Genomic DNA, 15,001 nt, shown 5'->3' on the forward strand with positions numbered 1-15,001 from the left:
AGTTGAGGAGGAAGATTTATGACTAAACCTGTAATCTCAAGAGAAGATGTAAAAGCATTGGACCAACATGACCCGCTTCAACCTTTCAAACGTGAATTTTACCAAGAAAGATTTTATTACATGGATGGAAATTCCCTAGGTCTGCTTTCGAAACGTTCTGAAGAAACCCTCTCAACCTCCCTGAATGATTGGAAGAAACATGCCATCGGAGGATGGACCGAAGGAGAAGAACCTTGGTTTTACATGTCAGAAAAAATCGGGGCACTGACTGCTCCTCTCATCGGGGCGAAACCAGAAGAAGTCATCAATACCGGTTCTATTACATCAAATATTCATCAGTTGCTGGCGACGTTTTATAAGCCAGAAGGAAAACGGACGAAAATCCTCGCAGATGAACTAAACTTCCCGTCTGACATTCACGCCATGAAGAGCCAAATCAAATGGCACGGGTTAGACCCGGAAGAACACTTGATTCGTGTCCAAAGTGTGGATGGCTATACGTTATCGGAAGATACCATCATCAAAGAAATGGACGAAGACATCGCTGTACTTCTCCTGCCTTCCGTTTTATATCGTAGTGGCCAACTGCTCGATATTGAAAAAATAACAAGGGCAGCTCATGAATATGGCATCATCGTTGGCTTTGACCTTGCCCACTCGATCGGTGCTCTTCCTCACCGCTTGAACGAATGGGGCGTCGACTTTGCTGTCTGGTGTACGTATAAGTATTTGAACAGTGGACCTGGCGGGGTCGGCGGACTGTATGTGAACAAAAAACACCTCGGCAAAAGCCCAGGACTTGCAGGTTGGTTCAGTTCGGACAAAGACAAGCAGTTCGATATGAGCCACGAACTAACTCCTGCAGAAACCGCAGGAGCATTCCAAATCGGAACGCCTCATGTGCTCAGTTCAGCGCCTCTCATAGGGTCATTGGAACTTTTTGAAGAAGCGGGCATTCAACAGATTAGAGAAAAATCACTAAAGCTCACTCGTTTACTGATGGACCTTATCCACCAGGAGCTTTCAGGTTATGGCTTCAAAATCGGCAACCCTTTGAATGATGAAAGCCGTGGAGGCCATGTCTGTCTCGTCCATGACGAGGCGGCAAGTATCTGTAAAGCATTAAAACAAGAAGCCATCATTCCCGACTTCCGTTCACCGAATGTCATCCGCCTTGCCCCGATCGCTTTTTATACGTCTTACGAAGATGTGTATGACGTCGTGTTACGCTTGAAAGACATCATGGAGAATGAAAAACAAAAGCAATTCAAAAATGAAAGAGACACCATCGCCTAAGGAGGTTTGTGATAATGAAATTTATCGATATTACAATGCCACTGAACAATGATACGCCTCCCTGGCCGGGAGACGAGCCGTTTGAATACAAGCTGACGTGGTCCATGGAAGATACGGGATCGGTCAATGTCGGCCAATTCAAAGGCAGCAACCATATTGGGACCCACGTGGATGCCCCCTATCACTATGATTCAGCTGGCTTAAAAATCGCAGATCTTCCCGTCGATCGATTTTCCGGTCAAGCTCTGGTCGTTTCCGTAAAAGATGACCCTGTCATCACTAAAAAGCTGTTGGAAGGCGTAGACTTGAGTCAGGTAAGTAAAGTTTTGTTCCATACGGACAGTTGGAAAGACCGCACCCGCTTCCCTGATCATTACACGGTCATCGGTGATGATGTAGGTCCATTTTTAAAAAAGCAAGGCATCGACCTTATCGGCATCGATACTCCTTCTGTTGACCCTGAAACAAGTAAAGAGTTGAAAGGCCATCACACGCTGTACCAGAATGATATCCTGATTCTTGAAGGGATTGATCTTTCTCAGGTGTCGCAAGGAGTTTATGAGCTTTTTGCTTTTCCATTAAAAATGGAGCAAGCCGACGGCAGCCCCGTCCGCGCCGTCTTACGAACCATCGAAGCATCCTAGCCTCAAATAAACATCCCGTAATCAAGTTTTCAAAGATACTGACATATAGCTGAAGATTTTGTACTAAAAACACCTAGGGATCCCCTAGGTGTTTTTAGTGTAAGCCTATATTATTTCTTCGTGATTCGTTGGTCGATCGCCATCTTCTTCGCTACTTTTGGTGCGAGCCAAATCATTGGCAGTAGAAGAATGGATACTGGAACAGCTGTGACGACAATGAAGTTTTGCAGCTGTGTAATCCCACTGTCTCCTGTAATTAACAGAATCACAGCGATCGCGCCCATCAATACGGCCCAGAAGATTCTAAGCCAGCTTTGTGGGTTTCCTTCTCCTGTGACAGCCATGGCAATCGTGTAGGACATGGAGTCACTCGTCGTTACGACAAATAGGATCGTTAGAAGCAAGAATAGCGGCGAAATCACGCTTGCCAATGGGAACTGTTCTGTAATGGCAAACATGGCTGCCGGGTTGCCTGCTTCATTCAGTGCGTTGGATACAGAACCAGGATTGTTCAATTCAAAGAAGATTCCGGATCCACCTAGGACTGTAAACCAGAACGTAGAAATAACAGGAGCAAAAACAGATACGGCAATGATGATCTCTCTTATTGTCCGGCCTCTTGAAATACGGCTGACAAGAATGGCCATCATCGGTCCATACCCGATGAACCAGCCCCAGAAGAATACGGTCCATAGAGATAGCCAACCTTCATCTCCTCGATACGTACTCATAGGAATGAATTGATCAACATAATAACCAAATCCTGCTAAGAAGTGGTCGATGATAAAACCACCTGGTCCAAAGATGACGATGAACGCCATTAGCCCAATGGCCATGCGGACGTTGAAGCTACTTAAAAATTGTATCCCTTTATATAAACCAGTGACTGCTGAAATCGTCGAGATGATTACAACGGCAAAAATAATGGAAAACTGTGTGCTGAACTGATTAGGTATCCCGAAAATTTCCTGAAGTCCGTAGCTCGCTTGCAGACCAAGGAAACCAATTGGACCGATCGTCCCTGCCGCCACAGCAATGACGGAGAAGGCATCAATGATCGTCCCTATCCAACTGTGGCGTAATTTTTCGCCGAAAATCGGATACAGCAACGTTCTAGGCTTCATTGGCATTCCTTTATGATAGTGACCGTACATCATGACAACCGCACTAATCGTACCAAGAATAGCCCATGCCAGGAATCCCCAGTGCATAAAGCTTTGCGCGAGGGCCGGGTTGATTGCTGCTTCTGTCCCGGCTTCAATTCCAGACTGAGACGGGGGTACAGTCAAAAAGTGCCACATCGGTTCAGCGGCAGCCCAGAAAACACCTCCGCCGGCCAACAGTGTTGCCATAATGATGGATAGCCATTTGTATAATCCCAGTTCAGGCTTTTCCATATCCCCCATTCTTATTTTTCCATAACGTGAAAAGGCTAAATATAATCCAACAAAGAATGTGGCAAGCATGAGCACTTGCCAAAAAGCACCGAAGTACTTGGCTGACCATGCGAAGCTTTCACTAACGATCATTTCAATCAAATCAATATCAATGAGTGCAAGAATAACGAAAAGGACTAATAATCCTCCACTTATTACAAATACCGGCCAGTCAATACGGCCTGATGTTTTATTTTCCATAGTTGTCTCCTTTAATTCATAATGTGTTTGAATGCACAATTTACAACTTTATCACTCTTTTTATTATGGTGTAAAGATATTTCCTTTATCCTTTAGAGAAATGATTTTTGAGAAGAACGGCATAAAAAAAGCGATCCCTAGCAAGAGATCGCTTCTCTTTAATCTTCTGTGGACTCTACCTTATGATCTTCCTGTATGTTCTGACATTCCTTACAAAGATTAATTTCTCGCTCTTCTTTGATCTGAAGCGGTTTGCCACAACGCTGGCACTCATCATAGTTATTCGGATTTGTTTGAAATCCCGGCATTTCATTACTTCCATCGTTATACATACAAGTTCATCTCCTTTTTCTTTCACCTTTTCTTTTCTTATTCCCTATTCGCTTTTCGTTAATCATCTTGTCATTTCCTTTGCAGCGGTCATTCCAGACAATGTCACCCCAAGCGTTCCAGCTCCTGGGAAAACCGTATCCCCGCACTGATAAACGTCCGGAATCCCGGTGCGAATGGAATAACTGTTGAGCCAGCTGTATTTTCCCGTTGGCGCGTATCCACCCACTTTTCCATTTTTCCTTCTCAACCACTTTTGAAAAGTAATCGGAGTCCCTGGAAGAACAATGTCTAACTTTTCCTTAAAACTCGGGAAGTAAAAATCCACCGTATCCAGGAGTCGATTCTTCATTTGTTCCTTATCCGCTTCATATTTTTCCGAATTCCACCAGGGTGAAATGGATGTGTGAGTAGAAATCGTCAATGAGCGCTTTCCGACAGGTGCCATCGACGAATCTCGAGGGTCAGATAATGACATTAAAAACTGTCCCCCATCATGGAGGTCGTCCGGTTTTTGCGGATCAATAAACTGATGATACATGGCGTCTTCTCCCTCAAAAACCGCCCCTTCCACACCTCCATGAATGATAAACGCTCCCCATGAATCTCTTTTTTCTTCTTTTAACGCTTTAACATAGGACTGTTCACCCATCTCCTTTGATACCGTATCATGGAAGTTGTGAACAGAATTGTTCAACAGTGCCTTTTGCGCTCGAAATACTCGATCACGTTTCGTATGAAATTCAAAATGTTGGCCGCTTTTCTCTACTTTATGAATCGGATGACGCATATAAAGGTCGCTCCCTGAATGCTTAATGAAAGATGCCAAACGTTCGGCAACCGCTGCAAGACCTCCATGTACAGCATAAGCGCCTTTATGGAAGGTTTGTAACGCAGCATAACCCAAAAACGCAGGGCAATATTCAACGCTTGTTTGTACGCTATCCATCAACTCACCATTCAAAAACACGCGGAAAAGACGATGGTTATGAAGGCTATACTTTTTCAAACGATCTTCTACCGTCTGGTTCATGAATGGGAGAAGTTTCATAGCATCTTTGTTCACGAAAGGTACCAAATGCATGAAATCTTTTAAGGTTCGTGGTGGAAATACAGGAAGATCTTCTGTTAACTGATCGACTATCGCTCCCACCCTATATACTTCATCATAGAACGACTGTATAGCGGAAGATTGGGTTGGGAAGACTCGTTGAATCTCTTCATACCAGCGGCTTCGCTCACGAAAATAGTGAATGGTGCGATCCGGCATGTGAATATCCATGATCGTATCCAATAACGTCATGGCAGGAGGATCGATGTTTAACTGATCGAAGAGTCGATGGAGAACCCCTCCCTCTTCAAATCCCATTCCAAGGGTTGCCCCTGACTGAAAACGGTAGCCGTTTCGTTCGAATTTGCCTGCGCTACCCCCGAGTTCATTGGAGGCTTCAAAGACAGCAACTTTCATTCCTTTTTTGGCGAGTGTAGCTGCAGCTGCCAGCCCACCAAAGCCTGCACCTACAACTCCAACATCATAAATCATCCGCTCACCTCCCTCCTCTTCTTTTCCCCCATCTCCCCCTTTTTAGGCGTAACGAATGTTCTTGAAGTATATGGCAGTATTGTGGAAGACTCAGTTTCGAGACTTTTATGTGATTCTAGGGGCTGCGGGAAAAGGTTCGCTTTCCGTGGGCGAGTGATGAGCCTCCTCGAGCTAACGCTCTGCGGGGTCTCATCTACCACGCATTTCCCACAGGAGTCTCACCGTTTCCCTCCGCCCCTATACCAAATGAGGTTCTCGAAACCCCTCTTATAGTAAACTGCCTAGTTGTGTTGTGTAACCCTGCTTAAACTGCGTCGAAATAGGATTATTAACCATAAAAGCTCCTATTACTGGAAGGTAGTTTCGAGAATCTCTTCCGGCAAGTGGGCGGAGGGGAATGGCGAGACTCCTGCGGGAAAAAAGTGCTTGGTGAGACCCCACAGGACGCAGTCCGAGGAGGCTCACCGCGCTCCCGCGGAAAGCGAGCCATTCCCCGCAGCCCCCATCCACACACCAAAAGTCTCGAAACTGAGTCTTCTACAATCGGGAGCTTTAGTGGAGAAAGTTTATGGATTTATTGAAGAAATTTGTATTTTTGCAGACCTTTTGGATGAGACACTCGTCTAAGGAAGAGGAAAGGAGAGGAAAGCCTGGTGTCCGGACATACACAAACTCATTACACACGCGAGGAAGCGGTTGAGTACATAATGGACCAATACGGAGAATCGTTGAAACGAACCATTTTTACATATGTGAAAAATCACCATACCACAGACGATATCTTTCAGGATGTTCTCCTGCAGATTTATCGGAAGTGGGACAGGTTCAACGGAGATTCCCAATTGAAGACATGGGCGATGAGAATCGCCATCAACCGATGCAAAGACTATTTACGTTCCCCTATTCACCGCATCAAAATCGCTACAGATAAATGGCGCGAGCAAAAAGACCCGAACTACACGGAGCAAAAAGTCGTACAAAAGGAACAGTGGGATGAAATAGCGGAAGCCATCCTTCATCTCCCTATCAAATACCGGGAAGTCATGATTCTGACTTTCCAGCAAGATATGACGCAGAAACAGATTGCTGAAGCGACCGGCACACCTTTAAGCACGATCAAAACAAGGATGCAGCGTGCACGTCAACTGCTTAGAGAAAAGGCAGATGAAGGAGGGATAGACCCGTGGATCATCAACAAATAAAAGAAGCCATCAACCGTCAAATTGGCGAGGATCCTTTATTCACAGATAAAGATAAAGAGCGCTTTTATAAAAACAAGCCGAACCGACGGCAACGGTTCCCTGCTGCTCCGAAAATTGTTACGGTCCTTCTTGCTTTCTTTGTTTTAAGCGGACCCTTTTATACCTTTATAAAAACGGACTGGTTTGAGCAACCTTCTTCACCGACGCAAGAAGAAAAAGAACCAGTAGAAGAAACGCCTCCTGCACCTGATCCGGATCCAGAAGAACCTACCCATGTAAAGGTTGAAAAGCTCAAGGAAGTCATTACTTCTATACCGAGCAAAAGTAAGGTTAAAGTCGCCATTGACCGATTCCATGGGGTCGAGGTTGAGTTCGAACAATCTACAAAAACAGAAAACGGAAACGAATATCATTTGCTTGAAAGTTATTATGTATTCGACCGCCACAATGAAACCGGAGATTCCTCCGCGTATATTGGTCCAATGCCTCCAACAAAAGACGACTTCAAGCGCGGGGATGTGGAGATTTCTTTAAAACTCGACTGGATAGAATCAGAAAGCCACAATTTGTTACGAGAAGCCACACTTCTTTACCTTTCTGAGGAAGGAGATTTGATCGAAGAGAACTACAGCAGAAGCGCATATCATGGAAAATTCATCAAGGTTAAAAATCCGAATGAACCTGTGGTTATGGACGACCTAATCCTTCGGTCTATCGCAAGGTCCGTAGGTAAAGAGCCCGATAACATCACCAAGCGTGACCTATTGTACTTAGAAGAATTGACGATTAACGCCTCCCATTTGAGCGGCATCTATGAAGTAGACGAAGATATTGAATATTTTAAAGCGATGCAGTCGCTCTTCGTGCTGAAGCTAAATCAAGCCATCATTCCAGGGGAGTTATTAAAAGAAGTTCCTTATTTGGATCAAGCAACCTTCATCGGTCCTACCGTCGACGATTTGAGTCGTGTCAAAGAAGGGCTGCAAACCATCACGTACTTGAATTTAATTAATTCCTCATTTAGAGGAACGGCCGAAGACATTCTTGAGCTGAAATCTTTGAATATCGTCAGGGTCGATCCTGCCGTTGTTCCTAATTACGAAGATTTACAATTTGAAGGTATGGACGTTCGGTGGTAGTAAACAGAAAAACATAATAGGGTACGGGGAACTGCTTCCGACCGGAGGCGAGCTTCAATCCCCTTCCCTACTTATATGAGGTATAGGATTTTAAAAAGGAGGAATTTCCATGTGTGGAATTGTTGGAATTTTCAATAAAAATGGCATTGAGAATCATGCTCTCATCCAGGACATGATGGGAAAAATTCATCACCGCGGACCAGACAACCAAGGTTCATACACAAACAGAGAAATCAGTTTAGGTTTTCAGAGACTGACGATTATCGATGTTTCTGAAAATGGTAATCAACCGATGTGTAGTGAAAATGAACGGTATGTGATGGTATTCAATGGAGAAATCTATAACTTTCAAAACTTAAGAGAAGATTTACTTCTACAGGGGCACACGTTTCATAGCCAGGCGGATAGTGAAGTTGTCCTTCATGGATACGAGCAATACGGCACGGATATTTTGCAGAAGTTACGGGGGATGTTCGCTTTTTCCATATGGGACAAAGTTGAAAAACAACTCTTCATTGCCAGAGACTCATTCGGGATCAAACCGCTTTATTATACACAGGAAACGACAGACGGATCCTTCTTATTTGGGTCTGAAATCAAATCGTTTCTTGCTCACCCTCAATATTGCAAGTCCTTCAATGAGGAAGCACTGCAACCTTATCTCACCTTTCAATATTCGGCTATGGAGGAAACATTTTTCAAAGGCGTTTACAAACTTCCTCCCGGCCACTATATGATCCATGATGGGAATGATTTTGAAATAAGACCCTACTGGGAGCCTTCTTATTCTGAGCAGACAACGGATTTAAACGAAGCCATTGAGAAAATCCAGGAAGCGATGGATGATTCCATCCGTCATCACAAAATCAGTGATGTGGAAGTAGGATCCTTCCTTTCAGGAGGCATTGATTCAAGCTATGTGACGAGTTTACTAAAACCGAATAAAACGTTCTCGATCGGCTTTGAAGATTATGAAGGCATGTTTAATGAAACGACACTCGCTGAAGAGTTATCACAAAAAATAGCAGTCAAAAACTATAAACGGTTAATTTCAGCGGATGATTTTTTCCAGGCGGTTCCGACCATTCAATATCATATGGATGAACCTCATGCGAACTTGTCTTCCGTCCCTCTTTTCTTCTTAAGTGAATTGGCTAAAGAACATGTAACGGTCGTTCTCTCAGGAGAAGGAGCCGATGAACTTTTCGGAGGATATGATTGGTATAAGATCAGCCCTGAACAGAAGATTTATGAAAAAGTGCCGTTTGCGATTCGCCAATCCATTGCCATTGTTTCTTCTAAGCTTCCTAAAAATAGGATCACCACCTTTTTGAGGAGTGGCGGAGAGAAGATTGAAGAAAAATTTATCGGACATGCGAAAGTCTTCCGCCCTGAGGACGCTCACGAAGTCCTTAAACCCGCTTACCGGCAGAATCGTAAACCAGCAGACCTTTTATCAGACACCTATGCCAAAGTTTCCGGAGCGAATGATTCGACGAAGATGCAATACGCAGATCTTCATCATTGGCTTCCAGGGGATATCCTTCAGAAAGCTGATAAAATGAGTTCCGCTCACTCTCTTGAGTTACGCGTCCCCTTTTTGGATGCAAAAGTAATGGATGTCGCGTCCTCCCTCGCTCCTTCTTTAAGAGCCAATGGCAAGGACACAAAATATGCACTGAGAGAAGCAGCTAAGGCTGTGCTCCCTGAAGAATGGGCGAACCGTAAAAAAGTCGGTTTTCCAGTTCCTATCCGCGATTGGCTGAAACAGAAAAAATACTATGACTTGGTGAAAGCATCTTTAACGTCTGAAACAGCTCAGGAATTTTTCCACACCGATTCATTAGTCCAGTACTTGGACGAACATTATGAGGGGAAAGGAAATCATCATCGTTATATTTGGACCGTCTATGTGTTTATTCAATGGTATGAAGTCTATTTTGGAAAAGAGGTACATCTTCAAGAAGAAGAAAACCATCTCGCTTATGCATAACAAAACCGGCAGCTTTTTAGACGCTGCCGGTTTTCGTTTATTTATTCAAATGTAATGGCCCAGCTTCCTTTACGCATGACGGATTCTGTCGTCCCGTCCGCAAGTACACCATCAATATCAAGCTCACCGGATCCCATCATGAAATCAACGTGGGATAAACTGTCATTCACACCATGTTGATCAAGTTCTTCTGCGCTCATATCTGACCCGCCTGTCATGTTATTCGGGTAAGCTTTTCCGAGGGCAAGGTGACAAGAAGCGTTCTCATCATAAAGCGTGTTATAGAAAATCAGACCAGATTGAGAAATCGGGGACTCATGCGGCACAAGCGCCAGTTCTCCAAGTCTACGTGAACCTTCGTCTGTTTCCAGAAGGTGCTTGAGTGTCTCTTCGCCTTCTTCCGCTGTGAAGTCAACAACTTTCCCCTCTTTAAACGTCAAGGTGAAATTGTCGATGACGTTTCCACCATAATTCAGCGGTTTCGTGCTGGAAACTTTTCCATCTACTCCATATTTATGAGGAGCTGTGAACACTTCTTCTGTCGGCATGTTCGGGTTGAATTGCACCTTTCCTTCAACCGTCTTCGAAGGTCCACCCTTCCAAATGTGTCCTTCAGGCAGAGCTACTTCGAGGTCCGTACCTGGAGCTTTGTAAATCAACTTCTGGTACTGTTTCTTATTCAAGTATTCACGAGCTTTGATCAATGTTTGGTTATGCTCTTCCCATGCAGCTACCGGGTCCTCACGATCGACGCGGACAATGCTGAAGATCTGCTCCCAAAGCTTCTCAACCGCTGTATCTTCCTCTTCTCCAGGGAAGATCTTTTGTGCCCACTTAGGAATAGGGATACTGACAATCGACCATTGAATACGATCATTCATCGTATAATCACGGAACTTGGACATCGCTTCTGATCTCGCTTTGGTAGCAGCTGCGACTTTGCTTGCATCAATGCCTTTCAAAAGATCAGGGTCTGTAGAGCGAATTGAAAGGATCGCCGCTCCCTGCTCAGCAAAGTAAGTGTACTGCTGTTTCTGCCATTCTGGAACGTCCGATAACGTTTCCTGATCAGCATGTTCATATTTCATGCGCGTCAGTTCATCGTCACCCCAGTTAATATGTACATCTTTCGCTCCCATTTCGAAAGCTTTTCTTGCGACGATGCGTGTAAAGTCCGCTCCAGCAATCGTGGAGTTAATCATCAGCAATTGATCCTTTTGCAAACTGACACCTGTACGTAAGGCTAATTCTGCATATTTTTCCAAGTTTTCTTTGCTTGGCATTTTCATGATTACATTCCTCCTGTCAATGCTTGTATCCGTATTCATTATTCCATAAAACGCACGGAACTACAAAAATAAGCCAATCCTCATTATAAAAAAAGAGAGCGGAAAACAACGGTTCTCCACTCTCCACTCAGTCATTCTTCCTCTACTCCTTCAATAATCAAGGAAAGCTCTTCCCACCGCTCCATCTTGGCTTCCAATTCGGATTCGGCTTCATCTTTTTCCTTTGAAAGTTCCTGGACACGATCGTAGTTCGTCGCTTCTGCCGCGAGCTGCTCATCAAGAAGCTCAACCCTCTCCTCCAAAGCGGAGATTTCGTCTTCAATCGTCTCCCATTCCTGCTTCTCTCGATAGGATAACTTACGTTTTCGATTCGCACGGCGTGTATCTTCCTGAGTGGAAGGCTTCTTGTTTACCTGTTCCACTTTCTTCTCATCTTTTCTTTTCTCAAGATATTCCGTGTAATTGCCGTAAAACTTCCGGATATCTCCATCTTCTTCAAAAGCTAACAGACGATCAACCACACGATCCAAGAAATAACGGTCGTGTGAAACAGTGATGACGACACCTGGGAACTGTTCCAAGTAGTCCTCAAGCACACTCAGCGTCTCCGTATCCAGGTCGTTGGTCGGTTCGTCTAAGAAAAGAACATTCGGTTCGCTCATCAGAACCCTAAGCAAATACAAACGGCGGCGTTCTCCTCCAGAAAGACGCTTAATATACGTCCACTGCTGCGGCCGCGGGAATAAGAAACGCTCAAGCATCTGTTCTGCTGTAATTTCATCCCCCTCGGCTGTCGTAATGACTTCCGCTACTTCTTTGATATATTCAATGACTTTCAGACTTTCATCAAGCTCTCCATGGTCCTGTGTGTAATAGCCTATTTTAACGGTCGAACCGATGTGGACACTTCCGGTTTTCGGTTGAATGCGTTCAGCCATGATGTTCAGCAACGTTGTTTTGCCTGATCCATTCGGGCCAATGATTCCGAGTCTTTCTCCCGGCACGACAAGGTAATCTAAATCATCGATGAGCGGTTGATCTCCAAAACTGTGCGTGATTCCCTCTAACTCTATGACCTGGTTTCCTAATCGCGTAGAACCGATCGCCATATCCACATTTTCCTTCTTCGTATCAAAGGTTTCTTCCTTCATAGCTTCCACGCGTTGTTTACGAGCTTTTTGTTTCGTCGTTCTCGCTTTCACACCAGCTTTCAACCAGGCCAGCTCTCTACGTAGCGTGTTTTGGTGCTTTTGTTCAGCCTGACGCTCCCATTCTTCTCTTTCCGCTTTTTTTTCGAGGAATGTTTCATAGTTTCCCTCATAAATATACAAGCGACTCTTGTCTAGTTCATAAATCAAATTCGTCACACGATTCAAAAAGTATCTATCGTGCGTGACGACGATGAGTGATCCTCTATAGGAAGCTAAATACTCTTCCAGCCACTCAATGGTTTCATTATCAAGATGGTTCGTAGGCTCATCCAGCAACAGCAAGTCAGCCGGCTGGATCAGGGCTTTCGCAATGGCAATCCTTTTTTTCTGTCCTCCAGAAAGTTCGCTGATCTTCTTATCGAAAAACTCGATCCCCAACTTGGATAGAACCGTTTTGGCCACCGTGTTAGCTTCCCAGGCCCCTTTTTCATCCATCTTTTGCTGAAGGTCCAGCATACGTTCCTGGACTTGTGGATCCTCCGGATGAGCTGCTAAGTCTAATAGAACTTTTTCATAGGCTCTCATGACAACCATAATCTCCGCATCACCGTGATAGATTTGCTCAAGAACTGTATTGCTCTCATCTAATTCCGGTTCCTGCGGCAAATATTCCACCGTGAAGTCCTTCGCGTGATCCATATCCCCTGAATCTCCACTCTCTAAGCCTGCGAGAATTTTCATAAGTGTGGATTTCCCTGTACCATTCACTCCAATCAGGCCGATCCGTTGTTGATTGGATATCGTGAAAGTGAGGTCGTCGAAGAGATCTTTATCTCCATAACTTTTACTCAATTGATTGACTGATAGTAAACTCATTCCGCTCATTCCTTTTACTGAATATCTCTGTCCATCATATCACATATGCAAGTGTGAAGACTGATGTAGCGATTCGGACCTCGTTTGGCGCGATTCGGACCTCGTTTGGCGCGATTCGGACCTCGTTTGGCGCGATTCGGACCTCGTTTGGCGCGATTCGGACCTCGTTTGGCGCGATTCGGACCTCGTTTGGCGCGATTCGGACCTCGTTTGGCGCGGACGGGCATCCTATAAATGGATGCCCGTCCACGCCATAAGAAAAACAGCCTCTGGAACGAAATCCTGAGGCTGTTTATGTTTGTTATCCTTGTTCTTTCTCCGAGGATTGATCTCTTCTCCAGTATTCCATCCCGTCGACACCCGGGAGATGATCTTGATAAAAGACCGGATCTTTTCCTGCTTTCTTTTGCTTACGATAATCTTTCAATGCAGCATAAGCTACAGATGACAATCGGAAAATAGCATACAAGTTAATCAACGCCATGATCCCCATCGTCAAGTCAGCTAGTGACCATACAAGACCAAACTCCGCAATCGCACCGAACATGACCATAAGCAGCACAGCCACTCGGTAAATAAAGATGGCTGATTTGCTCGTTTTGATGAATTCTATGTTCGTCTCCCCATAGTAATAGTTTCCGATGATCGAACTGAATGCGAAAAGGAAGATCGCTACAGCAATAAAATTAGCCGCCCATGCACCGAGTTCAGATTCAAACGCTTCCTGGGTCAGTTGAATTCCATCAAGGTCTGTGCCTACATAATCTCCGGCAAATAGAATGATGACGGCAGTGGCACTACAAATAAGTAAGGTATCGGTGAATACACCCAATGTCTGAATCAAACCTTGTTTGACAGGGTGCGTAACTTCAGATGTAGCGGCTGCGTTTGGCGCACTACCCATACCTGCTTCGTTGGAGAACAATCCACGTTTGATTCCAATTAAAATCATACCACCAAACGTACCCCCAGCCACTTCACGAAAACCGAAAGCACCAGCGAAAATTTGCCCGAACATCGTTGGCACCTGTCCGATATTCACAACTAGAACGTATGCAGCAAGGATGATATAGAAAATAGCCATAATCGGAATGATAAACTGAGTCACTTGAGCAATTCGTTTTAAACCACCAAATATAATAAGAGCAACAATAAAGGTAAGAATTCCTCCAAGAAGCCATTTGTCCATATTAAAGGAATTCTCAAAAGCTAGACGAATCGTATTGGATTGCACGGAGCTGAAAACTAACCCGTACGTAAACGTAATGGTTATCGCAAAAACAATACCAAGCCCTCTGTTCTTCAACCCTTTTTCAATATAATAGGCAGGGCCACCTCGATACTGATTTTTTTCAGGAACTTTGTAGATTTGTGCAAGAGTACTCTCAATAAAGCTTGACGCTCCTCCAAGAATAGCTACAATCCACATCCAGAAAACGGCGCCGGGACCACCGACCGTAATCGCAGCGGCAACCCCTGCCAAGTTTCCCGTACCGACACGTGAAGCGGTACTAATGGCAAAAGCCTGGAACGGAGAAGTTCCTTTTTTGCCCTCAGCAGAAATGGATCGCTTATCAAAGAGAACACGAAACATTTCTGGTATGTATGTAAACTGGGCAAAGTTCAGTTTGATCGAAAACCATAATCCTAAACCGAGCAAGGCGGCAACAAGAATGGTCCCCCACATCCAGTCGTTCAGAAAAGTAAGTATATCTTCCACCATAACCTTCACCTCTCTAAGTATTATTTTCCATTTTAAGTCATTTCCCATAATCGCTTACAAACAAACACACAACTACAAGAACTCAACTATTTTACCATATATGTTCCCCACCCTCTACTTCCTATATCATACAACCCATCATTCCACTGAAGCTCCCTTTTCTGGAAGACTCAGTTTC

At 44.5% G+C, this 15,001-nt stretch carries 11 protein-coding genes; 5 read left to right on the forward strand and 6 right to left on the reverse strand.

All coding sequences use genetic code 11. The features are described from left to right. Positions 1 to 18 precede the first annotated feature (18 nt). Together kynU and kynB are read left to right on the forward strand one after the other, a co-directional pair. Entirely contained in the window at positions 19 to 1,296 is a 1,278-nt protein-coding gene (gene kynU, locus BLS23_RS14625; protein ID WP_089653658.1) for a kynureninase, read from the forward strand. Positions 1,297 to 1,310: 14 nt separating this feature from the next. Continuing rightward, positions 1,311 to 1,940, forward strand: a complete 630-nt coding sequence (gene kynB, locus BLS23_RS14630; protein WP_089653661.1) for an arylformamidase — start codon at positions 1,311 to 1,313, stop codon at positions 1,938 to 1,940. A 110-nt stretch (positions 1,941 to 2,050) separates the two neighbouring features. On the opposite strand, the gene BLS23_RS14635 is transcribed toward kynB, so the two are convergent. The 3 genes from BLS23_RS14635 to BLS23_RS14640 form a co-directional block, all read right to left on the reverse strand. After that, the gene (locus BLS23_RS14635; RefSeq protein ID WP_089653664.1) at positions 2,051 to 3,577 is read right to left on the reverse strand and encodes a BCCT family transporter; all 1,527 of its coding nucleotides are present in this window, start codon (positions 3,575 to 3,577) and stop codon (positions 2,051 to 2,053) included. 158 nt (positions 3,578 to 3,735) lie between these two features. Beyond that, positions 3,736 to 3,909, reverse strand: coding sequence for a hypothetical protein (locus BLS23_RS21810; protein ID WP_167356094.1), 174 nt, complete (start codon positions 3,907 to 3,909; stop codon positions 3,736 to 3,738). A gap of 62 nt (positions 3,910 to 3,971) precedes the next feature. Further along, complete coding sequence (locus BLS23_RS14640) at positions 3,972 to 5,450, reverse strand: phytoene desaturase family protein (protein ID WP_089653667.1); 1,479 nt, start codon at positions 5,448 to 5,450, stop codon at positions 3,972 to 3,974. A gap of 653 nt (positions 5,451 to 6,103) precedes the next feature. Between BLS23_RS14640 and BLS23_RS14650 the strand changes: the two genes are divergently transcribed. The 3 genes from BLS23_RS14650 (at position 6,104) to asnB (ending at position 9,784) form a co-directional block, all read left to right on the forward strand. Then, complete coding sequence (locus BLS23_RS14650) at positions 6,104 to 6,652, forward strand: sigma-70 family RNA polymerase sigma factor (RefSeq protein ID WP_244157225.1); 549 nt, start codon at positions 6,104 to 6,106, stop codon at positions 6,650 to 6,652. Then, positions 6,634 to 7,791: a hypothetical protein gene (locus tag BLS23_RS14655; protein WP_089653672.1), complete on the forward strand. Its 1,158-nt coding sequence runs from the start codon at positions 6,634 to 6,636 to the stop codon at positions 7,789 to 7,791. Before BLS23_RS14650 ends, BLS23_RS14655 begins: the two co-directional genes overlap by 19 nt. A 109-nt stretch (positions 7,792 to 7,900) precedes the next feature. Further along, positions 7,901 to 9,784 (forward strand): asparagine synthase (glutamine-hydrolyzing), encoded by a 1,884-nt coding sequence (gene asnB / locus BLS23_RS14660; protein ID WP_089653675.1) that lies wholly within the window; start codon positions 7,901 to 7,903, stop codon positions 9,782 to 9,784. 41 nt (positions 9,785 to 9,825) lie between these two features. Here the strand turns inward: asnB and BLS23_RS14665 are convergent, their stop codons facing one another. The 3 genes from BLS23_RS14665 to BLS23_RS14675 form a co-directional block, all read right to left on the reverse strand. After that, the gene (locus BLS23_RS14665) at positions 9,826 to 11,073 is read right to left on the reverse strand and encodes an aminopeptidase (RefSeq protein ID WP_089653678.1); all 1,248 of its coding nucleotides are present in this window, start codon (positions 11,071 to 11,073) and stop codon (positions 9,826 to 9,828) included. Between the two features lie 131 nt (positions 11,074 to 11,204). Further along, positions 11,205 to 13,100, reverse strand: a complete 1,896-nt coding sequence (locus BLS23_RS14670; RefSeq protein WP_089653681.1) for an ABC-F family ATP-binding cassette domain-containing protein — start codon at positions 13,098 to 13,100, stop codon at positions 11,205 to 11,207. Between the two features lie 301 nt (positions 13,101 to 13,401). Next, a complete protein-coding gene (locus tag BLS23_RS14675) occupies positions 13,402 to 14,823 on the reverse strand; it encodes an alanine/glycine:cation symporter family protein (protein WP_089653683.1) in 1,422 nt (473 codons plus the stop codon). Positions 14,824 to 15,001: the final 178 nt, after the last annotated feature.

It is taken from the genome of Halobacillus aidingensis (genome assembly GCF_900104185.1).
In the GTDB taxonomy this organism is placed as follows: domain Bacteria; phylum Bacillota; class Bacilli; order Bacillales; family Halobacillaceae; genus Halobacillus; species Halobacillus aidingensis.